Annotated in this window: 17 protein-coding genes and 1 tRNA gene; 8 read left to right on the top strand and 10 right to left on the bottom strand. The window is 38.4% G+C overall.

Annotated features, from left to right (window positions below; all coding sequences use genetic code 11):
- Positions 1-31: 31 nt before the first annotated feature.
- The 3 genes from truA to def are packed head-to-tail and all read right to left on the bottom strand — an operon-like array spanning position 32 to position 2,242.
- The gene (truA, locus tag ACFILU_RS04550; RefSeq protein ID WP_375630555.1) at positions 32-775 is read right to left on the bottom strand and encodes a tRNA pseudouridine(38-40) synthase TruA; all 744 of its coding nucleotides are present in this window, start codon (positions 773-775) and stop codon (positions 32-34) included.
- 1 nt (position 776) lies between these two features.
- Positions 777-1,706, bottom strand: a complete 930-nt coding sequence (gene fmt, locus ACFILU_RS04545; RefSeq protein WP_375630553.1) for a methionyl-tRNA formyltransferase — start codon at positions 1,704-1,706, stop codon at positions 777-779.
- The gene (gene def, locus ACFILU_RS04540; protein WP_273790310.1) at positions 1,706-2,242 is read right to left on the bottom strand and encodes a peptide deformylase; all 537 of its coding nucleotides are present in this window, start codon (positions 2,240-2,242) and stop codon (positions 1,706-1,708) included. Before def ends, fmt begins: the two co-directional genes overlap by 1 nt.
- Before the next feature lie 90 nt (positions 2,243-2,332).
- On the opposite strand from def, the gene ACFILU_RS04535 reads away from it, so the two are divergent.
- From ACFILU_RS04535 to ACFILU_RS04525, 3 genes are all read left to right on the top strand, one after another.
- Entirely contained in the window at positions 2,333-3,514 is a 1,182-nt protein-coding gene (locus tag ACFILU_RS04535) for a DNA recombination protein RmuC (protein ID WP_375642998.1), read from the top strand.
- 111 nt (positions 3,515-3,625) lie between these two features.
- Positions 3,626-4,213 carry a hypothetical protein gene (locus ACFILU_RS04530; RefSeq protein ID WP_375674920.1) on the top strand — a complete coding sequence of 196 codons (588 nt, stop codon included), beginning with the start codon at positions 3,626-3,628 and terminating at the stop codon, positions 4,211-4,213.
- The gene (locus tag ACFILU_RS04525; RefSeq protein WP_375674919.1) at positions 4,204-4,326 is read left to right on the top strand and encodes a hypothetical protein; all 123 of its coding nucleotides are present in this window, start codon (positions 4,204-4,206) and stop codon (positions 4,324-4,326) included. Before ACFILU_RS04530 ends, ACFILU_RS04525 begins: the two co-directional genes overlap by 10 nt.
- A 1,478-nt stretch (positions 4,327-5,804) precedes the next feature.
- Here ACFILU_RS04525 and ACFILU_RS04520 read toward each other — a convergent pair.
- A tRNA-Ala gene (locus tag ACFILU_RS04520) sits at positions 5,805-5,880 on the bottom strand.
- A gap of 117 nt (positions 5,881-5,997) precedes the next feature.
- A complete protein-coding gene (locus tag ACFILU_RS04515) occupies positions 5,998-6,378 on the bottom strand; it encodes a TIGR02300 family protein (protein WP_273790244.1) in 381 nt (126 codons plus the stop codon).
- 187 nt (positions 6,379-6,565) lie between these two features.
- Between ACFILU_RS04515 and aroA the strand changes: the two genes are divergently transcribed.
- The 5 genes from aroA (at position 6,566) to pncB (ending at position 20,609) form a co-directional block, all read left to right on the top strand.
- The gene (aroA, locus tag ACFILU_RS04510) at positions 6,566-7,894 is read left to right on the top strand and encodes a 3-phosphoshikimate 1-carboxyvinyltransferase (protein ID WP_375674918.1); all 1,329 of its coding nucleotides are present in this window, start codon (positions 6,566-6,568) and stop codon (positions 7,892-7,894) included.
- Positions 7,891-8,538 carry a (d)CMP kinase gene (gene cmk, locus ACFILU_RS04505; RefSeq protein WP_375617510.1) on the top strand — a complete coding sequence of 216 codons (648 nt, stop codon included), beginning with the start codon at positions 7,891-7,893 and terminating at the stop codon, positions 8,536-8,538. Before aroA ends, cmk begins: the two co-directional genes overlap by 4 nt.
- A 133-nt stretch (positions 8,539-8,671) precedes the next feature.
- Complete coding sequence (gene rpsA / locus ACFILU_RS04500) at positions 8,672-10,372, top strand: 30S ribosomal protein S1 (RefSeq protein WP_026500132.1); 1,701 nt, start codon at positions 8,672-8,674, stop codon at positions 10,370-10,372.
- Positions 10,373-10,600: 228 nt separating this feature from the next.
- Positions 10,601-19,171, top strand: coding sequence for a GH36-type glycosyl hydrolase domain-containing protein (locus ACFILU_RS04495; RefSeq protein ID WP_375674917.1), 8,571 nt, complete (start codon positions 10,601-10,603; stop codon positions 19,169-19,171).
- A 133-nt stretch (positions 19,172-19,304) separates the two neighbouring features.
- A complete protein-coding gene (gene pncB, locus ACFILU_RS04490) occupies positions 19,305-20,609 on the top strand; it encodes a nicotinate phosphoribosyltransferase (protein WP_375674915.1) in 1,305 nt (434 codons plus the stop codon).
- A gap of 1,562 nt (positions 20,610-22,171) precedes the next feature.
- Here the strand turns inward: pncB and ACFILU_RS04485 are convergent.
- The 5 genes from ACFILU_RS04485 to ACFILU_RS04465 all read right to left on the bottom strand — a co-directional run bounded on the left by ACFILU_RS04485 (position 22,172) and on the right by ACFILU_RS04465 (position 26,467).
- Complete coding sequence (locus tag ACFILU_RS04485; protein ID WP_375674914.1) at positions 22,172-22,558, bottom strand: YbaN family protein; 387 nt, start codon at positions 22,556-22,558, stop codon at positions 22,172-22,174.
- Positions 22,559-22,966: 408 nt separating this feature from the next.
- Entirely contained in the window at positions 22,967-23,872 is a 906-nt protein-coding gene (locus ACFILU_RS04480) for a metal ABC transporter permease (RefSeq protein ID WP_273790250.1), read from the bottom strand.
- Positions 23,869-24,735 carry a metal ABC transporter permease gene (locus ACFILU_RS04475; protein ID WP_375674913.1) on the bottom strand — a complete coding sequence of 289 codons (867 nt, stop codon included), beginning with the start codon at positions 24,733-24,735 and terminating at the stop codon, positions 23,869-23,871. Before ACFILU_RS04475 ends, ACFILU_RS04480 begins: the two co-directional genes overlap by 4 nt.
- Positions 24,732-25,562, bottom strand: coding sequence for a manganese/iron ABC transporter ATP-binding protein (locus ACFILU_RS04470; RefSeq protein ID WP_375674912.1), 831 nt, complete (start codon positions 25,560-25,562; stop codon positions 24,732-24,734). Before ACFILU_RS04470 ends, ACFILU_RS04475 begins: the two co-directional genes overlap by 4 nt.
- Positions 25,559-26,467 carry a metal ABC transporter substrate-binding protein gene (locus ACFILU_RS04465; RefSeq protein ID WP_375674911.1) on the bottom strand — a complete coding sequence of 303 codons (909 nt, stop codon included), beginning with the start codon at positions 26,465-26,467 and terminating at the stop codon, positions 25,559-25,561. The genes ACFILU_RS04470 and ACFILU_RS04465 overlap by 4 nt, the downstream gene beginning before the upstream one ends.
- Positions 26,468-26,570: the final 103 nt, after the last annotated feature.

Genomic DNA, 26,570 nt, shown 5'->3' with positions numbered 1-26,570 from the left:
GACTTTTGAGACGCTCACTCTTGAAGGATCATTAATACTCTACTTTGGTTAAATAAAGTCCTGAGGGGGGGGCAACAACACCACAACGTTTACGATCTTTAGCATGAAGAGCTGCTTCCAGATCTTGAGCTGTCCAACGTCCAATACCCACTTCCATGAGGCTTCCTGCGAATGAACGGATTTGATGATGAAGAAAAGAACGAGCTTGTGCATAAAGAAAAATTTCTTCACCTTCTCTTTGAATATCGAGGCGTTCAAGGGTGCGAATAGGGCTTTTGGCTTGGCAATGTGCTGAACGGAAAGTTGTAAAATCATGTTGTCCTACAAGCTTTTGCGCAGCTTCATGCATGGCGTCAGCATTAAGAGGCTTTGGCAACCACCACACGCGTTTGGCATTTAAAGCTGGTGGAGAGCGACGATTGAGGATTTTGAAAAGATAATGGCGTTTGGTTGCGGAAAATCGTGCATCAAAGTCATCAGGGACATTTTCTACATTTAAGATTGAAATCGCCTCTCCCTGTTTACGTAAAAGAGCATTGAGCGCATCTCGTACAGTATGGGAGAGCCAGTTTTTTTCAAAATCAACATGCGCAACTTGTCCCGTAGCGTGTACGCCCGCATCCGTTCGTCCTGCTGTTGTTATGGTCAATTGTTGTCCACTAAAGCAAAAAATCGCTTGTTCAAGAGCTCCTTGTATCGTGTGAAGTTTTGCTTGACGCTGCCAACCAGCATAATTTGAACCATCATATTCAAGAGTGAGTTTAAAACGTGGCATCTTAAAAAACAGCAGAAATATGAGCACCTCGCAAAAAGGTTGCGCTATCAAGAATTTTACCGCCAGATCTTTGGAGAGAGGTTATTTCTATCCGTCCTTGCCCACAATGGATAATCAAAGAATCTGGTTCTATCCGTCCAATTTCAAGAGAAGGACCTGTTGTTAAGCGACTATCAAGAATTTTTACACGTTCTTCTCGTCCACCGATATTCATATTGCACCAGCAACTAGGAGAGGGAGAGAGCGCGCGAATATGCCTATGAATAAACTCTGCAGGTTTTGTCCAATCAATGCGGGTCTCTTCTTTTCTAATTTTGGCGGCATAGGTGATGCCTTCTTCTGATTGTGGGGTCAGTTTAAGTCGTCCTTTTTCAAGAGTGGATAAAGTCTCTACCATAAGTTCTGCGCCAATATGTGAAAGTCTGTTTGAAAGCTCAGCAGTGGTGGTGTTATCCGTAATGGGGATGGAGCGAGAAAGAGCGATAGGCCCCGTATCAAGTCCTTCATCCATTTTCATGATCATGATACCTGTTTCTTTATCACCAGCCATAATTGCCCGTTGAATAGGCGCAGCACCACGCCAACGTGGTAAGAGTGAAGCGTGGGCATTAAAACAACCAAAACGCGGCGTTTCGAGAATAGCTTTGGGTAAAAGGAGTCCATAAGCCACCACAATAGCAGCATCAACAGAAAGTGCTGCAAATTGCTCCTGTTGTTCGATTGTTTTAAGTGTTTGAGGTGTAAAGATGGGTATAGATTTCTCTTTTGCTACGGTGTGAACAGCGGAGGGGATTAATTTAAGCCCTCGACGTCCTGCTGGGCGAGGGGGTTGACTATAAACAGCAACAACATCATGACCTGCATCCAGTAAAGCATGTAAAATAGGAACAGAAAAATCTGGTGTTCCCATAAAACTTAATCGTAAAGCCATTACAAAACTGCTTCCTGCATGTTTTTTTCTTTTGCGCGTTTTTTAAATTTTCGTATCACCATATCGCGTTTGATCTTTGAAATGTAATCAATAAAAAGGCGCCCATCTAAATGATCAATTTCATGCTGCAAGCAAGTTGCTAAGAGATCGTCTGCTTCAATTTCTGTTTGTTTTCCTTCACGGTTCTGATAGCGAACACGAAGGCGTTTAGGACGTTCAACCTCTGCAAAATAATCAGGAATAGAAAGACAACCTTCTTTGTAAATATTACGCTCATCTGAAAGCCATAAAATTTCAGGGTTGATAATAACAAGTGGTTTTTTCTGCTCATCTTCAGAATTTCCAGAGACATCTATAACCAACATACGTAGCGGTATACCAATTTGAATAGCAGCAAGACCAACGCCCTTAGCATTATACATGGTTTCCAACATGTCATCTGCAAGTTTTTGGAGAGATGAATCGACCTGCTCAACAGGTTTGGACACTTCCCGTAAAATCGGATCAGGTAAAGTAATTAAAGATCTCATTGGCATAAGTAGAGATTAATCAATGGTTTGTTATTGGTCAATATTGAATAACGGATTCTTGCGTTTTTTTACAATAAGAGCGTTATATTACAATTTATGTTTGATTCGTTTTTTTCCATACTCGCTGGTGATTTTTTTTCTAAACTAGTGCTTTTGCTTTTATTTATACTTGTCTGTTTGGCATTTTTTATGTTGATACATTCTCATCGAAAAAAAGCATTTTTGGAAAATGAAATTGCTGAACGCGCACGTGAGGCACAAATGCAGATGGCTACCTTGCTGAAAACACAAGCTGAAATGCAAGGGCGAATGCAAACGATGGCGGAAATTTTTGGTCAACGGCAGGCTGAATTGAATAAATCACTCAGTGAGCAACTCAATGGGATGACAACAAGCTTAGGCCAAACACTTCAGGTACAGACTAAATCCACTTATGAAAATTTGAATCGTTTGCAAGAGCGTTTAGCAGTGATTGATGCGGCACAAAATAATATTCAATCGCTTACGGGACAAGTTGTTCAGTTACAGTCTATTTTAAGCAATAAGCAGACACGTGGTACTTTCGGTCAGGGGCGGATGGAAGCAATTATTGCCGATGCCTTACCAACAAACGCTTATGCTTTTCAGGCCGTTCTTTCTAATGGAAAGCGCCCAGATTGTCTCATTCATATGCCCAATAAAGCCCCTTCTCTTGTTGTTGATGCTAAATTCCCTCTGGAGGCTTGGAATGCTATGCGTAAGGCAGAATCAGCGCAAGAGCGTCAAGAGGCAGAACGCCAATTTCGTACCAATATGGAAGTCCATATTCGTGATATTGCACAAAAATATTTGATTCCTGGAGAAACTCATGACACTGCTTTCCTTTTCGTGCCATCTGAATCGATTTTTGCAACAATTTATGAGGACTTTGAGGCATTGGTACAAAAATCCAATAGAGCTCATGTGATTATTGTTTCACCATCTTTGTTGATGCTCTCTGTCCAAGTGGTACAAACCATTATGAAAGATGCGCGGATGCGTGAACAAGCGCATTTAATTCAATCAGAAGTAGCGAAATTGATGGAAGATTTTGGACGAATGGATATGCGTGTTCGCGCATTACAGAAGCACTTTCACAAAGCAGGTGAAGATATAGAGGGAATTTTGATATCGTCCTCCAAAATTATGAAACGGGCAAATCGCATTGAAACTGTTGAATTAAAAGAAAATTACTCTGAACCAACAAAAATGACAACATTAGCTCAGTCGCAAGCATTGCGTTTTGCTGATGAGGAATAAAGCAAAGCAAGCTTCTTAAATATCACAAGTTAGATCATGTTCTTTATTGATTGGTAATCATTTTTTAGTATCTCTATCTTGTTTTATTTCTTAAACGAGAGGAATAGGAATATGCGACACCTTTTGTTTTTAGGGGCACTGGTGTTTTTGCTAGAGGGATGTGCAACAACCACTCCCATCCACACAAATAATGCTTGTGCTATTTTGGCACAAAAAAATGGTTTTTTTGACAATTGGGGTAAAGTGTCTCAAAGAGCGGAAATGCGCTATGGAATTCCTGTGCCTATCATTCTTGCAACCATTAAGATGGAATCGAGCTTTCGTCACAATGCACGTCCTCCACGCAAAAAACTACTTGGTTTTATCCCATGGAAGCGTCGGTCGACAGCTTATGGTTATGCTCAAGCGCTTGACAGTACATGGGCAATGTATCTTCGCTCGACAGGAAAGTCTTTTGCATGGCGTACGAATTTCGCAGATGCTGCTGATTTTGTTGCTTGGTATCATCGCCAAAGTGTTCAACGCAATGGGGTGAGATTTGATGATGCATATAGCCTTTATTTAAATTATCATATGGGACATGGTGCTTATGCGCGTAGTGGCGGGCATGCCACTACGGCACTCTCACAGGCAGCACAGCGCATGGCAAGGATATCGAGGCTCTATGAACAGCAATTAAAAAGATGTGGATGGCATTAGGGAAGATTTTTGAAAATCTCAATCAGGGAATTGATGTGGTAAAATCATTTGAGGGAAAAATTTTTTATGATACGACAAAGCTGTCTCGTTTTTCTGATCATTCAATGAAATAAATTGTTATTTTTTAGAATAAACTCAAGCAACAGAAAGCTTTTGCAATACACAATATATTTGAAGATACTCTCGACATTTTTACCTCCTTTGTTTAAAAAATTTACAATGGAAACTATCTTCTATTTAGCGCTGGCATTTCGCATTGGGCTAAGTACTAGAGGTTATTGAAGAAAAATTTTAAAATATAATATCATTTTTTATTTTCATTATGCGTATTACTGGCTGATTATTATATGAATATTTTCTTTGTTAAGCGTATAAAATAGCAATTAAAACAAATGCAATTCGGGCATCATAAAAAGGGTGAAATATTCAATATAAAAAAACGAGAAATGCATTAAACGAAAAAACGTTGTTTTGTATAAAGAGGGCGCTACAGTCCTCAAAAGAACTAAGTATATTTAGTATTGTATGAAATAAAACATACTCGTCCATCCAGTCCATTTTAATTGAAAGACGTTATCTTATTGTATTGTAAAAACACTATCGTTTATAGGATGATAAGGTATATGCAACTTTACACACAATGAATATTCAGGGTAGGGAGTAGTCAGAGAAAGATTTGTAGCGCCTATGAAGTAACAAGTCAGTCTCCAATGTTGTGATAGCTTTTGCATTTGAGAATATTTATGAGAAGCATTTTTATTCTTTTTCTTAAATTGTTTAAGCATATTGGTTTATAAAGATAATATATCGTTATTCATATTAAAGTAAGAATTTCGAATGACGTAGGGTTTTATCGTTTCAGATCTCTTGAGGTTGAATCAATAAATCCATTGGCTTGCACATAACAAGCGCAATTGGCATGTGGATAAAAACTGTGAAAGAAAAGACTAAAAATGTTTTTTATGAACATTCTAAAATGTAAGAATTATCGCCAACATTGGGAATTAGCACAATAATGATGGCGCTACTTTGCTCTCACACCTCAACCTTTCTTGTGATGCGCAAGGAAAAAATAATTGATTCAATATATTATTTAAGCGTTAATACACCTTAGTATTGAGCAGGTAGATGCTAATCAAAGTGAGTAATTTTTTTGGCAGGACATCTGATCAGATTAAAAATACTCAAAAAAAGCTCTAATTTTCAATAATTGAGAAGTATATTTTAATATTTTATTCTCTACTCTTTGTTTAAGTACTTCATACCTTTTAAAAAGATATCGGTAGCCAACATATTATGATTTTGTGGAAATATTGTGGTAAAGGAAATTCAAATTTTGTCCTTGAAGACAAGGCGTAGGTTAAACAGCACATTTTCTATTTCTGTGCAAAACATAAAAGAATTATCTACTTTCACGGTTGCAACAGTAAAATTTTATAATCCAACAAATGATTAAAAACGTATTATAATATCATTAAAATGCAAGGAACAAGCGCTATTGGAATTATGATTAAATAGCAAATAAACCTTTTAAATTGATGTACACATCCTTTATTATAATTGATTCCCTTGATAGAACAGTTTGTCCTTTTGGTGGAGCTAAGCGGGATCGAACCGCTGACCTCTTGCATGCCATGCAAGCGCTCTCCCAGCTGAGCTATAGCCCCTATAAAAACAAATTTTTCCAAAAGGACAGTATACAATTCCAACTTTTCTAGAACGATCAAAGTCGAAGATCAAGAAGAATTTACATTCAATGGAAAAGATGTCCTTTTTTATTTCTCTTAAGCATCGTCATCATTAGAAACACCGCCTCCGAGAATATTAGTAACGTCATCATCTTCATCGTCACCATCATGAGATAAAAATGTATCATCATCATCACCAAGATCTACATCACTATCTTCTAAATCAGGAAGATCGTCATCTTTAGAATCCTCATCATCCTCTTCAAGAAGCATAAAAGCAGATTTTTCAAGTGCTGTATCAAGCTCTTCAGTATCAACTTCTTCCTCATTGTTTGCTTCAGCTGCTGCAACTTCAAAGTAAGAACGCGGATAAGAAATTCCTGTATAGGGCGACACAATAGGATCGCGATTTAGATCGTAAAATTTTTTTCCTGTTTCTGGATCAACACGTTTAGTTCCAAGTTCTTGTTTTGCCATAAACCGTGCCTCTTTGATTAACTATTATTCCATTAAAAGATAAATTTTATGGTGCTTAATCGAAAAATAATACCTTTGTCAAAGATAAATACACTGTTCCACAGTGATTTTTTCATGACGTCTTTTAAAGCATGTGCTAAAGGATGCACAATTTCATAAAAGTTAGATAGAATTAAATAGAATTTCCATGCAAAAAGCAATCCCTATAACCACCTATAAATCGAGTAGTCTCTCTGGAAAAATTCAAATACCAGGAGATAAATCAATCTCTCACCGCTCTCTTATATTGGGAGGATTAGCAAGTGGTGAGACATATATTCATGGATTACTTGAAAGCGCTGATGTACTCAATACAGCTGCTGCTATGCAAGCTATGGGTGCCTGTATTATTAAAAAAGATGACTTCTGGATCATACGAGGAACAGGGAATGGTTGCCTTTTAGCTGCACAAAAACCTTTAGACTTTGGAAACGCTGGAACAGGTGCTCGTTTGGTTATGGGAATGGTTGGTCCGTATCATATGAAAACAACCTTTATTGGTGATGCTTCTCTCTCTAAACGTCCAATGGGACGTATCCTTGATCCACTGCGTCTCATGGGGGTTGAAATTGAGGCAACGCGCGACGATCATCTTCCTTTAACGCTTTATGGTCCGAAAATGGCTAATCCGATTCGTTACCGTGTTCCAATAGCTTCCTCCCAAATTAAATCAGCAATCCTGCTTGCTGGACTCAATACCGCCGGCATTACAACTGTTATTGAACCAGTTCTGACACGAGATCATACGGAAAAAATGTTAAAAGCATTCGGTGCGCAACTTGAAATAGAAAAAGATAACGAAGGTGCGCGTTTGATTCACCTTAATGGTCAACCCCATCTTACTGGGCAAACGATTCATATTCCAGGGGATCCTTCTTCTGCTGCTTTTCCAATTATCGCAGCCCTTCTTGTAGAAGACTCTGATATCACCATTGAAAATGTTTTGATAAATAACTCTCGAATAGGACTTATCGAAACATTGTGGGAAATGGGTGCTCAAATTGAATTTTTGAACCGACGTCAAACAGGTGGAGAGGATGTTGCTGATCTACGGATAAAATCATCGGTCCTTAGAGGCGTTACGGTGCCCAAAGAACGTGCTCCATCGATGATTGATGAATATCCTGCTTTGGCAGTAGCAGCAGCCTTTGCAGAAGGCAAAACAGTAATGCTAGGAATTGAAGAGTTGCGTGTAAAAGAATCAGATCGACTGTCTGCTGTTGCTCAAGGACTCGAAATTAATTGCGTAGACTGTGAAGAAGGTCAAGATTTTCTTATTGTTTATGGAAAAGGTTCTGCCAAAGGTTTGGGTGGTGGACATGTCTCCACACATCTTGATCATCGAATTGCTATGTGTTTTCTCATTTTTGGGCTTGTATCAGAAAAACCTGTTACTATTGATGATAAACGAATGATCGCTACGAGCTTTCCAGAATTTATTCCTTTTATAAAACAACTTGGGGGAAAAGTCGCTTGAAGCCTTTTGTTATCGCCATTGATGGACCTGCAGCCTCAGGCAAAGGAACCTTAGCACGCAAAATTGCTGCACATTATCGCCTTCGCCATCTCGATACTGGTCTTACTTATCGTAGTGTTGCTCATACGCTTTTACAACAAAATTTAGCTCTTAATGATGAAAAAAATGCTATTATTTATGCTAAAGAACTTGATTTTAATACCTTAAATCCTTCTCTTCTTTCTTCTCATGAACTTGGTGAAGCGGCTTCAAAAATAGCAATTAATCCTGCTGTACGCAAAATTCTTGTCGAAAAACAACGCAACTTTGCTAAAGTTTTGCCCGGCTGTGTGCTTGATGGGCGTGATATCGGAACTATTGTTTGTCCTGATGCCGATATCAAGTTTTATATTCTAGCCAATGTCCAAACACGCGCCAAACGTCGCTACCAAGAGATTTTAAAAAAAGGTGTTCAAGCAAATTATCATGAAATCCTAGCTCAACTTGAACAGCGCGACAGTCGCGATATAACGCGCAAACAAAGTCCATTAAAACCAGCAAAAAACGCCCACTTGCTTGATACGTCAGAATTGAGTATAGAAGCAACATTTGAAGTTGCATGCAGTTTTATTGATCCAATCATAAAAATGCATATAATTGGATAAATTCGTTAAGGTAACTTCCAGCCTAGCGCTAACTTTTTTTCCTTTATTCAAGGAAAAAGGCTAAGAAGTTGCTTATGTTAACACTAACCCAGCGCTCATACCTTATAATACAAGGTATATATTAGGAGTTCTTATGTCACAATACAATCCCACAACAGCGGATTTTGAAGCCCTTTTAACAGAATCTTTTCAAACTAATGATCTTAATGAAGGATCTGTTGTTAAAGGTCGTGTTATTGCAATCGAAAAAGACATGGCCATTATTGATGCTGGTCTTAAAGTTGAAGGACGTATTCCTCTCAAAGAATTTGGAGCTAAAGCAAAAGATGGTTCTTTGCAAGTTGGCGATGAAGTTGAGGTTTACATTGAACGCATTGAAAATGCGATGGGTGAAGCTGTTTTATCGCGTGAAAAAGCACGGCGCGAAGAAAGTTGGGTCCGTTTGGAGGAAAAATTCAATGCTGGTGCACGCGTTGATGGAGTGATCTTTAGCCAAGTAAAAGGTGGTTTTACAGTCGATCTTGATGGTGCCGTTGCTTTCTTGCCTCGCAGCCAAGTTGATATTCGTCCCATTCGTGATGTTTCACCCCTCATGCATAATTCACAGTCCTTTGAAATTTTGAAGATGGATCGTCGTCGTGGCAATATTGTGGTTTCACGTCGCACTGTCTTAGAAGAAAGTCGCGCTGAGCAACGTTCAGAAATCGTACAAAATCTTGAAGAAAACCAAATCGTTGAAGGTGTGGTGAAAAATATTACAGATTATGGTGCCTTTGTTGATCTTGGTGGGATTGATGGTCTCTTGCACGTTACAGATATGGCATGGCGGCGTGTTAATCACCCATCTGAGGTGCTCACAATTGGCCAAACGATTAAAGTTCAGATTATTCGCATTAATCAAGACACGCACCGTATTTCTCTTGGAATGAAACAGCTTGAAAGTGATCCTTGGGAAAGCATCAGTGTCCGGTATCCGATTGGTAAAAAAATTACGGGTGCTGTTACCAACATTACTGATTACGGTGGTTTTGTTGAAATTGAACCAGGAATCGAAGGGCTGATCCATGTTTCTGAAATGAGCTGGACAAAGAAAAATGTTCATCCTGGAAAAATTCTGTCTACATCACAAGAAGTAGAAGTGGTTGTTCTTGAGATTGATCCTTCTAAACGGCGTATTTCTCTTGGCTTAAAGCAAACATTTGAAAATCCATGGGAAGCTTTTGCCAATAAATTTCCTGTCAATTCGCAAATTGAAGGAGAGGTTAAAAATAAAACAGAATTTGGTCTGTTTATTGGGCTTGAAGGCGATGTTGACGGTATGGTTCATTTGTCTGATCTTGATTGGAACCGTCCTGGTGAACAAGTTATTGATACTTATAATAAAGGCGATATCGTTAAGGCTGTGGTCCTTGATGTTGACATTGAAAAAGAGCGCATTTCTCTTGGAATTAAGCAGCTTTCCAGCGATAAAGTTGGAGAAGCAGCTGCTTCTGGCGAATTGCGAAAAGGTGCTGTTGTAACATGCGAAGTGATTGCTGTTAACGACAATGACATTGGTGTGAAATTGATTGATCACAACCTTGAGACAACCATTCGGCGTGCTGATCTCGCGCGTGATCGTGATGAGCAACGTCCTGAGCGTTTCGCAATTGGGCAAAAGGTTGATGCTCGCATCACAGCATTTGATAAAAAAACACGTAAAATTTCAGTATCGATTAAAGCTTTAGAGATTGCAGAGGAAAAAGAAGCTGTTGCACAATATGGTTCTACAGATTCAGGTGCTTCTCTTGGTGATATTCTTGGTGCAGCTTTGAAAAAACAAGAACAAGATTAATCATCAATCATTAAAGTTAGTGTTATTATTAAGGTCGCTCATTTTAGGAGTGACCTTTTTATTTTCTAAAAAAATTGTCTGCTTATTTTTAAATTATTGAAACAAAAATTATAAATGCTTGCAAATAAAAACAAAAAGTTTGTTTTTTGTCTAACAACGGTTCACTATTCAGATAAAATGCTTAAAATTTAAATAAAAAACGATGTAATTGAATAACAATGGGACATTATGACGTGCATAAGACCTTTCATAAAGTGCATTTTTTCTCAAAAAGAGAAAAAAGACCATTTTATTAATACGGATTTTCCTCTTCGTGCAATTTATAAGGTACAGGAAGATCTTTATAACTTAGGGCATGATATAGCTTCTGGTAAAGAAATTTTACTCCCTGAATATGAAGGAGTAGAAGATTTTCGCAAGAGATTGAATGAAAATGCTAAACTTATTCTTCATGCCTTTCACACCAGTGATTTTGCTGCCCGAAATGATGAAATCATCGCACCTTCTGCTCAATGGCTCATTGATAATCATTACACCATTGATAAAACCATACAAAATCTACGTCGTAATCTACCCAAGTCCTTCATAAAGCAACTTCCTCTTTCTATACACAAAGCGGGAATACCACGAATTTTTGCTTTAACTTGGCTTTATATTGCGCATACCGATAGCAGCTTTTCACAAGAAACACTCACTGCTATGACCAACGGATTTCAAGAAGTTTGTGCGCTCACAATTGGTGAATTGTGGGCTCTTCCTTCTGTTATGCAAATGCTGCTCATTGAAAATGTCCGTCGTCTTTCAGTCCGTATCGAAAAAGCGCGACATATGCGCCATCTTGCTAGTCAAGTAGCTGATAAAATCTCTCTTGTAGAAAATAAAACAAATCTACACTCTCTTTTTACGCAGTATAAACCATTTACTGTTGATCCAACTTTTTCAGCACATTTATTCTATCGCCTGCGCAGTGCATCTGTCGATTCAACCGTAGCATTAACTTGGCTTGAAAAGCAATTGAAAAGCCAAGGCAGTAGCTTAGAGATTGCAACAGCTGATGAACATACCCGACAAGCAGCAGATGGTGTGACCATGGGAAATATTATCCGTGCTCTTAAAGCTATAGATGATGTTGATTGGACAGCATGGTTTGAAACAGTGAGTTGTGTTGATTCTATTTTGCGTAAAAATAGTGATTTTTCTGAAATTGATTCTCACTCACGCAATATTTATCGACAAGTCATTGAAAAAATTTCACGCTTTTCGCCTCTTAGTGAGCTGGAGATTGCACATAAAGTTGTAGAAATGGCAAATTCCACTTCTAAAGATATGCCTCATCATTCTTGTGTGGGGTGGTACCTTGTTGATGATGGTCGTGGCATATTTGAAAAGGCTTGTGGGTATATTCCGCCCTTTCTCATAAAATGGACACGCGCTTCTTGTTGCTCAAAATTGAGAGTCATCGCCCTTCCTGTCTCTTTTCTGACGCTTGCTCTTTTGCTGGTAATTTACGCCCTTTTACAAATATCTGGCATGACACAATGGATGTCTTTTTGCTTTACTGTATTGGCGCTTTTTCCTGCTATGGATGCTGCTTTTGCTTTATTTAACACTGTTGTTTCGTGGTTTGTCCCATCAAGACAGCTCATTGGTTATGAATATAAAGAAGGTATTCCAAAACATGCACGGACAATGGTTGTTGTACCTACTTTGATGACATCACGCGATGATATTGATGAACAAGTGCGCAATCTTGAAGTGCACTATCTTTCCAATCCTAAAGGTGCCATTCATTTTACACTCATTACAGATTGGGTGGATGCTCCATTGAGAGAAACGCAAGATGATCTTGATTTATTGCACTATGCGCAAAAGAGTATTGATAAACTCAATAGTCGTTATCATCGTGATGAACTTCCGCTTTTTTTCCTTTTACATCGCCGACGCCTTTATAATACAAGCGAAAAATGTTGGATGGGATGGGAACGAAAGCGAGGAAAACTTCATGAACTTAATCGGCTCTTAAGAGGCGATAAAAATACAAGCTTTTATCCTCCCAATCCACATCTTCCTATGGATTGCCGTTTTGTTGTGACGCTGGATTGTGATACACGTCTTACTCCAGAGAGCGTCGCGAAACTTGTTGGAAAGCTTAACCATCCACTCAATCATCCCGTTTTTGATCCACAAAGTGGAAAGGTTGTAAAGGGCTATAGCATTTTACAACCACGCATTATTCCTTCTCTTACAACAGGAAAAAAAACATCAATTCTCCAACGGGTTTTTTCTATCAACCGTGGCATTGATCCTTATGTTTTTGCTGTTTCTGATACTTATCAAGATCTTTTAGGAGAAGGCACCTTTATCGGTAAAGGTCTTTATAATATTGATGCATTTGAACAAGCGCTTAATGGCAAAATTAAAGAAAATACTATTCTTAGCCATGATCTCTTAGAGGGAGGTTATGCTCGTACTGCTCTGGTAAGTAGCATAGAAGTCATTGAAGACTATCCAACCGCTTACAATATTGATGTTATGCGTTATCATCGTTGGGTCCGCGGTGATTGGCAGCTTTTGCCTTATCTTTTTTCCCACCGTCAAATAAGTTTCGTGACGCGTTGGAAAATGCAGGATAATTTACGTCGTTCTCTCACTCCACTTATGTGGTTAATCGCAGCATTTGCAGGATGGGCTTTTTTGTCTTTAAAGAGTGCAATCGTCTGGCAAATATTCTTGTTGTTTAGCTCCTTCATTTCACCCATTCTATGTGTATTAAAAACGCTTGTCTCATCTAATATAGATCATTCTTTGCGTGGACATTTTCAATTAATTGGGAACAAAATTGCTCTTACAAGCGCTGATATATTTCTTAAAACGACGTTTCTTGCTCATTCGGCGTATTTTATGACCGATGCGATTATTCGTACACTCTATCGTATGACGATTTCAAAACAGCATCTTCTTGAATGGAAAACTTCTGCCGCAACAAAATCAATGCCCAATAGTTTGCGTTTCTATGTTTTTACAATGGCACCAGCATCGCTTATCGGTGTTCTTACTATAGCACTCCCTCTTTGTTCTGATAGTTTTGCAAGTTTGGTTGCTTTACCTTTTGGGATAGCATGGTTTTTTTCACCCTTTATTGCTTGGATTGTGAGTCAACCTTCAACCTTTCAAGATAGCCTTTATCTTTCTTCAAAAGATGAAAAAAAACTCCGCTCTATTGCACGGCGGACATGGCTTTATTATGCAACCTTTGTCAACGAACAAAACAACTATTTGCCTCCCGATAATTTTCAAGAAGATCCTGAACCTCTTGTTGCTCAACGTACATCGCCTACGAATATTGGCGTTTATCTCCTTTCTATTATTGCAGCACGTGATTTTGGCTGGATTGGTTTTGAAGAGACCATCAACCGTATTGAATGTACGTTACGCTCTCTTACAAAAATGGAAAAGTTTCGTGGTCATCTCTATAATTGGTATGAAACGGATACACTTAGGCCTCTTTTGCCTACTTATGTATCAACCGTTGATTCGGGAAATCTTGCCGGTCATTTGGTAACACTCTCTTCTGCGTTAAGTGAATGGGCTGAAAAACCGCCTCTTTTTTTTCAAAGTGATCGAGAAGGCTTATCGGATGTTCTTGCTATTCTTGAAGAAACTGTCAGAGAAATTCCAGATCATAAACCCAGTTTACGCTCTTTACGCCAAAAAATCGAAGAAAACATCACTCGTTTTCATGATTCTGTCTTCACTTTTATAGAACAAGAAAATACGATCCCTTCTCACGTCATAAATCTTTCACTTGCAGCCCACGATATTGTGCACTTAGTCGATGAACTTGACCACAAAATTCAAACGATAGAATCTGCTCGTGCACTTTCTTGGGCTAAATGCCTTATCGATACCTGTAACGCTTATCATCATGATGCGACTGCTCATTGTGATACTGAAAAATTACGTAAAAAACTAAACTGGCTGGCTATAGTGGCACGGCAAATAGCCTTTGATATGAAATTTGACTTTTTAGAACAGCCTAAACGGCATCTCTTATCCATTGGATATCGTGTTCAAGAAAACAAACTCGATGAAAATTGTTATGACCTGCTTGCTTCAGAAGCACGTCTTGCAAGCTTTTTTGCCATCGCAAAAGGAGATATAAAACTTAAACATTGGTTTCGTCTTGGTCGACTTCTCGTACCCATAGGTGGGAAAGGTGCACTCCTATCATGGTCTGGATCAATGTTCGAATATCTTATGCCATCTCTCGTAATGCATGAACCTTTAGGGTCTCTCTTAGATCAAACAAATCGATTGATTATTCGTTGTCAAATACAATATGCCCATAAACGGGAATTGCCATGGGGTATTTCAGAAGCCGCATTTAATGCTCGCGATCATTTAATGAATTACCAATATGCTCATTTTGGTGTTCCAAACCTCGGACTCCAACGTGGTCTTTCACGCAATGCTGTCATTGCTCCCTATGCCAGCCTTCTAGCGGCACAATATGCTCCTGCTTGCGCTGTCGCTAATTTAAAACGACTTCGTGATCTTGGAGCTTTAGGAACATATGGTTATTATGACTCTGTTGATTTTACCCCTTCACGCGTGAAAACAGGGGAAAAATACGCCGTTGTACGCAATTATTATGCGCACCATCATGGCATGTCTATCCTTGCTCTTAACAATGTTATTTTTCAAGGGCGAATGCGTGATCGTTTTCACCGTGATCCCGTTATTGAGGCAACACAATTGCTCTTACAGGAAAGAGCGCCTCATCTCATTCCTATTATTCATACCAAAGCTGTTAATCGTATGCGCAATAAGTCTCAAGCATTTGATGCAGCCCCTTTGCGCATTATTACAAACCCGTTACTCAAACCACGAGCAACTTTACTTTTGTCTAATGGCTTTTATTCTACCATGTTAACAGCGAATGGTTCTGGTTACAGCCGTTGGCACGATTATGCGATTACCCGCTTTATTCCTGATGCAACAGAAGATCAACAAGGTACTTTATTCTTCTTGCGTGACACGCATAGTGGACGGTGGTGGTCTGTTACTGGTGAGCCAACACGTGTTATTGAAGAAGAAGCTGTCAGCATTTTTACAGATGAAAAGGCTGAATATACAAAAATGGTTGATGGTATTAAATCAACACTTGAATGTCTTATTACATCTGAAGGATGTGGCGAAGGGAGACGTATTCAATTGATGAATACGACAAATAAAGACCGATTCATTGAAGTGACTTCTTATGGTGAATTAGCGCTTGCCACGATGGATACAGACCAAGTTCATCCTGTTTTTTCCCGTATGTTTATAGAGACAGAAATTGCTGAAGAAGGTAAAACAATTTTTGCCAAAAGGCGCAAACGCTCGCCTAGTGATCCTGAAGTCTATGTTGCCCATTTTGTTTCTAGTACAACAGATATTCTCCAAGAGACAGAAGCTGAAACAGATCGCTCTCTGTTTATTGGTCGGGGGCGATCCATTCATCGGCCCGCTGCATTTGGCCAAAATGCTCGTTTCAGTAACAGTCAAGGTTGTGTTCTTGATCCTGTTATGTCATTGCGATGCCGTATAAAAATTTCAGACCATGAAAAAGCAGAACTTATTTTTTGGACCTTTGCTGCTCATACAAAAGAAGCGCTAAATAATCATATTAAACATTATCGACAACCTGATATGTTTCAAAAAGAACTTTCAATGGCATGGACGCGCTCACAAGTCGCACTGTATCAGAGCGGAACCCAGCTTAAAGAAGCTATTATCTATCAAAAATATGCAACACCGCTTATCTATCCAGAAAGAACGTGGCGTCTTCCTTCTGAAATATTAGCAAAAACGCTAGGAAAACAGTCTGATCTTTGGCCCATGTCTATCTCAGGAGACAATCCACTCTGTCTTCTTAGATTAAATAACGAGGGAAATATAACCGTACTGCGCGAGCTCCTTAAAGCACACGAATATTGGTGTATGCGCGGACTCATTGTTGATTTGGTCATTCTTAATGAACAAACATTTTCCTATATACAAAATACACAACGCGCTCTCGAGTGGGTCTGTGAAACTTATTATCACCACACGCAAAAAGCAGATGAACGCCAACATATTTTCATGCTTCGACGCGATCAAATGAGTGAACAGAGTTTTAAAACGCTTCTTGCATCAGCACGCATCGTTCTTGATGCCCAAAATGGCTCTTTATCTGAACAACTTAAACGACTTGATGAGAATGATTTTAATCTCACAATTCGTAAAAATTATCAAGAATCTTATGATCAATTAGACTTGCCAAGATATAACGAAGGACAGCAATTTACAACACAAACTGAACAAAATCTTTTTTCTTCCATTGGTCTTATTAGCCAACAAAAACCATCCTCTTTGCTCCCAAATGGAGAAGATCTAAGATATTGGAATGGTTACGGTGGTTTTAATCAGTACAATCATTATGTAATACGTCTTCATGGACGTACCACCACACCACATCCGTGGATTAATGTCATTGCTAATCACAGATTTGGTTTTCATGTCTCTGCTGAAGGTGCAATTTTTACTTGGGCTAACAATAGCCGCGATTATCAACTAACTCCTTGGGCGAATGATCCAACGTCTAACCGGCCAGGAGAAGCTCTTTATCTGGTTGATCGCCAGTCTTTAAAACGTTTCTCACCCGTTTCTACTGTTGAATGTGACGAAAATATTGTCTATGAGGCGTGTCATGGGTTTGGATTCTCAACTTTTAAATCAATACATTCAGAAATCGCATTAGAACTGACTCATACACTTGATCCCGAAAAACCTATTCGCTTTTCACGTCTTATCCTTACGAATGAAGGGAAAAAACTACGCAGTTTACGCCTTTATAATTATGTTGAATGGGTTTTGGGAAATGTCCGTACAAAATATGCTCCCTTTATTGTTTCCTCTTATGAGGCCAGATGGGGTGCACATTTTATTCAAAATCCCTATCACATCGAGAAATCTCAACAAGTTACATTTTTATCAGCATCCGAAATGCCAACCAGCACTACAACCAATCGCGCTGAATTTATTGGTGCAACGGGAACCGTAACACGTCCAAATGCGATCCGTAAAGCCGGTGCTCTTTCGAATACCATTGAAGCAGGATGTGATCCTTGTTCAGCATTCGCCTATGATATTGATCTTCAACCAGGGCAAAAAAAAGAAATCATCTTCTATCTTGGCAGTGCTGAAAATAGGCAAGAAGCTGAAAAATTACTTAATCAAGTACGTGCAAGTGATTTTGAAATTCAGCTCACAAAACAAAAACAGCAATGGAGTGATTTTGTTTCTCCTTTCCAAGTCAAAACACCTGACGCTTCTTTTAATCTTATGGTCAACCATTGGCTTCCTTATCAAATCTACTCATGCCGCATCATGGCACGCGCAGGCTTTTACCAAGCTAGTGGTGCATTTGGTTTTCGTGACCAGTTACAAGATAGCCTGTCTTTGTTATTGCTGGAACCACAATTAGCACGTGAACAATTGTTAAATGCAGCAGCGCACCAATTTCTTGAAGGTGATGTGCAACATTGGTGGTTGCCTGACACAAATGCTGGTGTTCGTACATACATTTCTGATGATATCGTTTGGCTTGCATATGCAACAGCTCTTTATGTCAATACCACTGGCGATAATGCCTTTCTTGATACGCTGATTCCTTTTATTGAAGGTGATGTTCTCAAAAGTGGGCAACAGGATGCTTATTTTCAACCCACGCAATCCTCAAAGGTTGCAACAGTTTATGAACATTGTGCTTTAGCTTTAGACCTTGCCATTAAACGCTGCGGACCACATGGTCTCCCTCTTATTTTAGGTGGGGATTGGAATGATGGCATGAATTTGGTCGGTGTGGAAGGAAAAGGCGAAAGCATTTGGTTAGGATGGTTTCTTGGGCACACATTACAAGCATTTATCTCTTTAGCCAAAAAACGTGGTGACAATAGCCATATGCAAATATGGAGTACGTACCTTGAACATTTAACAAAATCCCTAGAGAAAAATGGTTGGGATGGTGCTTGGTATCGACGTGGTTATTTTGATGATGGAACGCCTCTGGGCTCTAAAGTCAATGATGAATGTCAAATTGATACTATTGCTCAATCTTGGGCTGTCATTTCTCAAATGGCATCGCTTGAACGCCAAAAACAAGCAATGACATCAATGCTGGAACATCTCTATGATAAAAAAGGTGGACTCATTCGTCTTTTTTGGCCGCCTTTTGATAAAAGTACGCTCGAGCCTGGTTACATAAAAGGTTATCCTCCAGGAATTCGAGAAAATGGTGGTCAATACACGCATGGTGCCATTTGGAGTATTTTTGCGTTGGCTGAAATGGAACAAAACGATAAAGCTTATGCTTTATTTTCTATGATAAACCCAATTACCCACGGACAAGATCCTGAAATTTATCGTGTTGAACCTTATGTGATGGCCGCAGATATTTATGCTGTTGAACCACGATGTGGTCAAGGCGGTTGGACTTGGTATACAGGTTCAGCCGGTTGGTTTTATCGCGCCGCAACACAAGCTATTCTTGGAATACAGCGTCAGGGAGACCTCTTGTTTTTGCAGCCACATTTACCCTCTATTTGGCCAAAATATGAAGCAACAATGAAGTTTTATGATGCCGTTTATAGCATTAAAGTAAAATGGGGACCTAAAAATATGCTCTATGTTAATAGCAAAGAATATACCGAATTTCATACAGGGATAAAGTTACAAAAAACAGGTCAGCATGAAATTATACGTATTGTCAAATATTAAAGATGAAAGATGAAAAAAGAGAGCAGACTTTTTTATTCTTGCCCAAAACTGTAGAGTTGTTATATTGCACCGCCTATATTAGCCGTGTTGGTGCATAATATTTTAGATTTTATGAAACTGAAAGAAAAAGGTTATGAATCATCCGGATATTGCTAGACGTGTTTACAATCATACTTGGAAACTTGATCCCATTATTCGTTCACTTCTCGATACGGATTTTTATAAGCTTCTTATGGTGCAGATGATTTGGGGGTTATATCCTAATGTTGATGTTACTTTTTCCCTCATAAATCGCTCTAAAACAATACGTCTTGCCGATGATATTGATGAGAGTGAATTACGTGCTCAACTTGATCATGCTCTTAGTTTGCACTTTACAAAAAAAGAAATGATTTGGCTTGCTGGTAATACATTTTATGGACGCAAACAAATTTTTGAACCGGATTTTCTTCAGTGGCTTGAGAATTTTCAACTCCCAGAATATGAACTAACCCGTAAAGATGGCCAGTATATTCTTCATTTTTATGGTTCGTGGGCTCATAGCTCTATGTGGGAAATTCCAGCCCTTGCTATTATAAGTGAATTACGTTCACGTGCTGCTCTCAAAAAACTAGATCGTTTTGCTCTTGATGTACTTTATGCGCGTGCTAAAGCAAAAATGTGGAGTAAAGTTGAACGTCTCAAAAAATTGCCTGATATTAAAATATCTGACTTTGGGACAAGGCGCCGCCATTCTTTTTTATGGCAGCGCTGGTGTGTGGAAGCATTAAAAGAAGGGATTGGTAATTCTTTTACTGGAACTTCTAATGTTCTTCTTGCCATGGATACGGATTTAGAAGCTCTTGGAACCAATGCACACGAATTGCCCATGGTTATTGCGGCTCTCAGCAACAACGATGATGAATTATGCAGAGCTCCGTATCAAGTCTTGCAAGATTGGAACCGTTATTATGGTGGAAATCTTCTCATTGTTTTACCTGATACCTTTGGTACAGAAGCATTTTTACGCAATGCACCAGATTGGGTAGCTGATTGGACGGGGTTCAGACCCGATAGTGCGCCCCCTATTGAAGGTGGCGAACGTATTATTCAATGGTGGAAAGAAAAAGGAAAAGATCCATGCAAAAAACTTCTAATTTTTTCTGATGCTCTTGATGTCAATACAATTGAAAAAACCTATCATCATTTCCATGGTAAAGTGCGCATGAGTTTTGGATGGGGCACGGATCTTACCAATGACTTTACAGGCTGTGCACCTCAGGAAATCGAAACTCTTGATGCTCTTTCCCTTGTTTGTAAGGTGACCTATGCCAATGGTCGACCAGCCGTGAAACTTTCAGATAATCCTGAAAAAACGATCGGTGATTCAAAAGAAGTACAACGTTATATCAATTTTTTTGGTAATACAAAGCGAATTGCTAGACCTATAAAGACGTAGTTTTCGGCTCTTTAAAACAAGTATATTGCCTCAACATATTGTTTATAAGATTGATTTTTGTTCTGCCCTAAGGATGAGGATTCTTAACCTTTGCTGGTCTGAAATAGTTCGGCTGTTTTTTGAGCAGATTCTACTTAGTCTATCAACGCATACGCTTCACTTACATAAGGCGCGATAGATAAGACTTAAAAATATTCACTACGCATTAAAAAAATACTTAACGCGCTAGGGAAGTTTAGCCAAGGAGGCTTCCTTATATCATTTGTCATAAATAACAGTGTTATACAGCATAACAAGATACTATCATTTTGCATGTTGAATGAGCGTGCGCGAGTATCATAAGTTTTTCTCATTTCAATCCTGTTAAATAAAGCACACACATCTCCTTGCATGTATGAAGGTTTTCAAGTTTTAAGGGTTATTGTTGTAGTTTGACAGCAGGTTTTGTACTAAGTGGGAAGAGTCCGGATTAAGTAGGAATACGTGGTAATTTGTTGTTTTTATGTATAACTGTTACCATTAAATGTGCGTTTTATCAAAATAGATTTTGACACCTCAAATTACAAAAATTACCGAAAATTAGAAAAAAGTGCGTTTTCATAGTAAAAATGAGAAAAGGTTTTGAAAACCCTTTGAGAACACCTTTAAAACTCTTTGAAAAAAATAAATTGGTACAAAATCTAGTGTCAAAATATACAAAACCAGATGACAAGCTACAATTGCAACATTAGAAATTACTAAGGCAACATTGGAGGATGACAAATAGCATGGTGACTATCGGTGTGCATTTTGCAAGGCAAGGATGATGGTGCTCAAATAGATTTTATACACTTTACAGGAGATTTTACTTTATCCATGTATGGTCTGCTATTATGAAATGAGTAAAGCGTTGAGAAATGTTTCATTAAAATAAATGTGTAAATAACATGATTTGGGAGACCTTTTGTTTTACGTGAGGGGCATGACTTCATTAAAAAACAGAGAATGCAATAATATTTTTATTTCGAATAAGCTTTATATCAAGACAGAGAAATTATTTATTCGCATATTATAATAAGAATGCGTGTATGTATAAACCATTTGAAAAATTCTGTTGTTTCTTATGAATTATTCTTAAGTTAAGAACAGATGTAACCTTAAAGATTGATATAATAGACCGGCTTCTTAACTGTATAAGTATAAAAATGAGGGTATTTAGTAAGCTTTGTATTATATCCTCATTAAGAGATATGAAAACAAACGAAATGTCTATCATATCAATGACTTTTCAATGATGTATATATAGAGATTCATACAAACATGCTTTACAAAAATAATGACTCTCTTCCATGAATGTGATTTATCATTGTTTACCAAGTGAGAACATTTTGAGTGTTCGTAAACAATCTTCGTTGTTCATAAAAATTATTTCACAAACATATTATTATTAATTGCGCTCAAAAAGCTTGCTATTTCATATGTATTTTGGATATGGAGAGCTTATATTCAAAACTTAAAAATCCTCATAGTTTTTACAAATAAGTCGAATCTAAAAAGAGTATCTCATAAAGCCTTTTTTATCATTAAGAAGATGGACGTGTTACAATATAAATGGCAATCAGCAATAATATAACCGCAACAAGTAAGGAAATCCATAAAGGAGGGTGTAGCATTACGAAAAAGGATAAAAATCCTCCTGTCATACTCATCATTGCAAAAACTTTAACGAATAGAGAGATTGCTTTTTTTTCTTCCCATCGCTTAATAGGGGGGCCAAAAATACGATGATTATTCAACCATTGATGAAAACGTGGAGAAGAACGCGTAAAACACCATGAGGCAACCAATAAAAAAGGCACAGTTGGCATAATAGGTAATACGACACCGATAATACCTAATATAACCATCGCCCACCCTGCTATATAATAGCAGATACGTAAAGGGTGCGATATCTTCGAATCTTTTTTCATTCTCTCGTACTATTTTCCTCTACGCAAAACCCTATACAAAAACATTGTATCTGTTTTTTTCTGTTTACATGTCTGAGTGCACAATTACGCTCTACCCCTTCATGCGTAAGTGTCTTTGCTGTTATAAGTTCCTTGAAAATACCGAATAGCTTACACAATATGATAATCATTTTAAATGATTTCAAGAAAAGAGGAGAGATTTTAGAAAAACAAAAAAATAAAAAGGCTGCAGAATAAATCAATGCAGCCTCTTAATTAAGAATGCAGTGTTGGGGGGGAGAAAATGTACTGCACTCATCTGCTAGATATTAGGAGGAAAAACAACCTAGCGCCCCAGACTCTAATTAAAATAAAAATGAGAAACAATATATAAAAATGCATGGCTGATATGCATGAATTTTAACACTTTCAAGTTTCTTGAACTGTGTTTCGACGAAAGAAAATCATCATGAAAATAGCCATAAAAATCAACGTCAAGATCAACACAATTGTGGAAGCAGAATCAGAGCCGATAAATAAGCTGAGATAAATCCCTAAAAAACCAGAAAAAGCTGCAACAAGTATCGCGATCATTAACATAAAAGAAAACCGCTTTGTGACAAGATAGGCAATTGCTCCTGGTGCTATCAGTAAAGAAATAACGAGCACGATGCCGACAGCTTTCAAAGCGGCAACAATTGTAAGAGAAATCATCGTTAGAAGGGTATAGTGGAGTAGAGATATTGGTAACCCCATTGCACGTCCTTGAACTGTGTCAAAAATATACAGCATAAAGTCGCGCCATTTTGCTGCTAAAATAAAAGTGACAACAGCAGAAATGATTGCCGTCTGCGTTATATCAAGCCAGTTAACACCCAAGAGATTACCAAATAGAATATGATTCAAATCTAAGCTACTATAAATAGACGTGGCTAAAACAAGCCCTAAACCAAACATTGAAGAAAAGACCACGCCCATCACCGTATCCTGTTTGATACGGCTATTGCTCCCTAAAAAACCCGTTAATAGTGCACACACCATTCCTGCAACAAAAGCACCGCAAGTAATCAAAGTCATTGTAATATTCTCTGGACGCATATGCTGAAACCAAGCAAATGGCAAAGAAGTTAAAAATGCGATTACCCATGGTGTTGTCATATAACCAACAACAACACCTGGAAAAACTGCATGAGAAATGGCATCGCCTAACAGCGCCCATCCTTTCAAAATAAGAAAACAGGAAAGCATCGCCATGGGAATAGAAAGAATCATGACAATAAGCATACCCTTAAGCATAAAAGAAAACTGAAACGGAAGCAGTAATTGATCAATCATGATAATATTACACCCTTTTTTGCTGCATTTATGCGTAAGCGCGCGGCAATAAACCCATGTTTAGGAGCAAAAATAAAAGCTAAAACAAATAAAGATGCTTGAAAAAGCACAACAACCCCCCCCGTTTGTGCATTCAAAAAATAACTCACATAAACACCAAAGATACTTGTGAAGGTTCCAATTACAACTGCAATAACCAAGATGTTCACGAAACGATCACTTAAAAGATAGGCCGTTGCCCCAGGTGTCACAACAAGACAAATGACTAAGAACGCTCCAACGGTTTGCATCGCAGCAACGGTACAAGCGGCAAGCAATGTGAAAAAGAGAATCTTTAAAAATTTTACGTTTAATCCAATGGCATGCGCATGCGTCTCATCAAATAACGAAATAAGAAGATCTTTCCATTTCAAAAGCAATATAAGCAACGAAACAAAGCCGATAAAAGCCAATTGTAGAATATCTGTTGAACTAACTGCTAAAATATTTCCCAAAACAATCGTATCAATATTAACAGCCATTGGTTTTAATGATTTGAGAAACAACCCAAAGGCAAAAAAGGAAGAAAAAATGAGCCCAATAATGGTATCTTCTTTAAGTTTTGTCCGGTGGTTAAAAAAGAGCATTGCTGCTGCTGCAAGACCACCAGAAAAAAAAGCGCCAAGTGAAAAAGGTAACCCTAAAAGGTAAGCTCCTGCTACACCAGGAACAATCGAATGGGAAAGTGCATCACCAATCAATGACCAACCTTTTAACATCAAAAAAGCCGAAAGAAAGGCACAAACACACCCAACTAACCCAGAAACCCACATTGCATTCACCATATATTGATAGCTCAGTGGCTCAAGCAACCAAGAAATCATGCAACGTGCTCCACTCTTTCAATATCTTCACAAACGGCAGACTGCTTTCTTCCCATGAAAACATCATTTTTTTTTGTGGTTTGAAGATCAAAAATATGGTGGTGCAAAGACCCTCCAAAAGTTTTCTCCAGATTTTCCTTTGTAAAAATTTTTTCTGTTAACCCAGAAGCTAAAACGGTCCCTTTTATTAAAACTGTATGATCACAAAATTCGCGAACAGAACCCAAATTGTGAGTTGAAACCAAGATCACTGCTCCTTCTTTACGAAGATCTTGTAACAAAGCAATGATTTTATCTTCTGTTGTAACATCAACCCCTGTAAACGGCTCATCTAATAAAATAGCTTTTGCTTTCTGTGCAAGAGCGCGCGCTAGGAAAACACGCTTTTTCTGTCCACCAGAAAGTTCTCCAATTTGGCGCTTGGCAAAAGCCAACATATCAACGCGTTCTAAGGCAATACGAACGGCTTCATAATCTTGTGTACGGGCATAGCGAAAGAAATTCATATGACCATACCGCCCCATCAATACAACATCTTCGACCAAGACAGGAAAATTCCAATCAACATCTTCACTTTGAGGAACATAAGCAATGAGGTTTTTTTTCAAAGCTATATCAACAGGTAAATCAAACATGCGAATTTTTCCCTTTGAGGGGCGTACAAACCCCATAATCGCTTTAAATAACGTTGACTTACCGGATCCATTAACACCAACCAATGCCGTAATAGAACCCTTTGGACTTTCAAAATTCACTTCGCGTAGAGCTGTATGTCCATTACGATATGTTACCGTTATTCCTTGGGCAAATATTCCACATTCCGTCATTGGCTTTTTACTCCCTCTACTAAAGCATTGCTAATACGCCCACTCGTGACACGTAATAAATCAATATAAGTGGGTACCTCACCATTTTTCTCACTTAAAGAATCAACATAAAGAACACCACCGTATTTAGCCCCTGTTTCTCTGGCAACCTGCTTAGCAGGCGCAGGGGAAATAGTGCTTTCAGAAAAAACTGCATGAATATTGTATTTGCGAACCATATCAATAACATGCTTGACCTGCTGTGGTGTTCCTTGTTGGTCAGCATTGATGGGCCATAAATAAAGTTCTTTTAGATCAAAATCACGCGCCAAATAGCTAAAAGCCCCCTCACTTGTCACAAGCCAACGTTTGTCTTGCGGTACAGCTTCTAATTCAGCCCTAATTGGATCAATCGTTGCACGAATTTTCTGTTTATAAATTTCAGCATTCTGTTTATAAATTTCAGAATGTTCAGGATCATATTTTACAAAAGCATCGCGAATATTATCAACGTAAATCAAAGCAGAGGTCGGTGACATCCACGCATGAGGATTGGGTTTACCGCTAAAGGGGCCATCACCAATTTTAATGGGTACAATACCTTTTGAAACAACAACACTTGGAACATCCTTGATATTTTGAAAAAACTTTTCAAACCAAAGCTCTAACTCTAAACCATTCCACAATACAAGGTTAGCTCCCTGAGCACGCATAAGATCGCGTGGGGTGGGTTGATATTCATGAATTTCCGCACCTGGTTTTGTAATGGATTCAACATCAGCGGCATCACCTGCTACATTGCGTGCCATATCAGCAATGATAGTGAATGTCGTAACAGCTTTAAATTTACCAGCACACAAAGCAAAATTGGGTGTAAAAAAAATAACACTTCCAAAAACTATGGTGAAAAACGTTCTTACGTTCATTGATTCTCTCTTTCCTTTATATGCCTTCTTTTTATTGCAAATAATTTGCATTATCATTTAGCAATAGCAGTTATCTTTTACATTTGCAATGAAGGATTAAGAG

The sequence above is a fragment of the Bartonella sp. CL100XZDX genome (assembly GCF_042195375.1).
GTDB lineage: Bacteria > Pseudomonadota > Alphaproteobacteria > Rhizobiales > Rhizobiaceae > Bartonella.
This window is presented reverse-complemented; position numbering and strand designations above follow the sequence as displayed.

Coding starts and splice junctions, on each gene's coding strand:
- ACFILU_RS04485 (WP_375674914.1), bottom strand. CDS start 22,558: ATGAAAAAAGATTCGAAGATATCGCACCCTTTACGTATCTGCTATTAT.
- ACFILU_RS04515 (WP_273790244.1), bottom strand. CDS start 6,378: ATGGCAAAACAAGAACTTGGAACTAAACGTGTTGATCCAGAAACAGGA.
- ACFILU_RS04465 (WP_375674911.1), bottom strand. CDS start 26,467: ATGAACGTAAGAACGTTTTTCACCATAGTTTTTGGAAGTGTTATTTTT.
- ACFILU_RS04470 (WP_375674912.1), bottom strand. CDS start 25,562: ATGACGGAATGTGGAATATTTGCCCAAGGAATAACGGTAACATATCGT.
- ACFILU_RS04535 (WP_375642998.1), top strand. CDS start 2,333: ATGTTTGATTCGTTTTTTTCCATACTCGCTGGTGATTTTTTTTCTAAA.
- ACFILU_RS04530 (WP_375674920.1), top strand. CDS start 3,626: ATGCGACACCTTTTGTTTTTAGGGGCACTGGTGTTTTTGCTAGAGGGA.
- pncB (WP_375674915.1), top strand. CDS start 19,305: ATGAATCATCCGGATATTGCTAGACGTGTTTACAATCATACTTGGAAA.
- def (WP_273790310.1), bottom strand. CDS start 2,242: ATGCCAATGAGATCTTTAATTACTTTACCTGATCCGATTTTACGGGAA.
- aroA (WP_375674918.1), top strand. CDS start 6,566: ATGCAAAAAGCAATCCCTATAACCACCTATAAATCGAGTAGTCTCTCT.
- ACFILU_RS04475 (WP_375674913.1), bottom strand. CDS start 24,735: ATGATTTCTTGGTTGCTTGAGCCACTGAGCTATCAATATATGGTGAAT.
- ACFILU_RS04480 (WP_273790250.1), bottom strand. CDS start 23,872: ATGATTGATCAATTACTGCTTCCGTTTCAGTTTTCTTTTATGCTTAAG.
- ACFILU_RS04525 (WP_375674919.1), top strand. CDS start 4,204: ATGGCATTAGGGAAGATTTTTGAAAATCTCAATCAGGGAATTGATGTG.
- rpsA (WP_026500132.1), top strand. CDS start 8,672: ATGTCACAATACAATCCCACAACAGCGGATTTTGAAGCCCTTTTAACA.
- ACFILU_RS04495 (WP_375674917.1), top strand. CDS start 10,601: ATGACGTGCATAAGACCTTTCATAAAGTGCATTTTTTCTCAAAAAGAG.
- truA (WP_375630555.1), bottom strand. CDS start 775: ATGCCACGTTTTAAACTCACTCTTGAATATGATGGTTCAAATTATGCT.
- fmt (WP_375630553.1), bottom strand. CDS start 1,706: ATGGCTTTACGATTAAGTTTTATGGGAACACCAGATTTTTCTGTTCCT.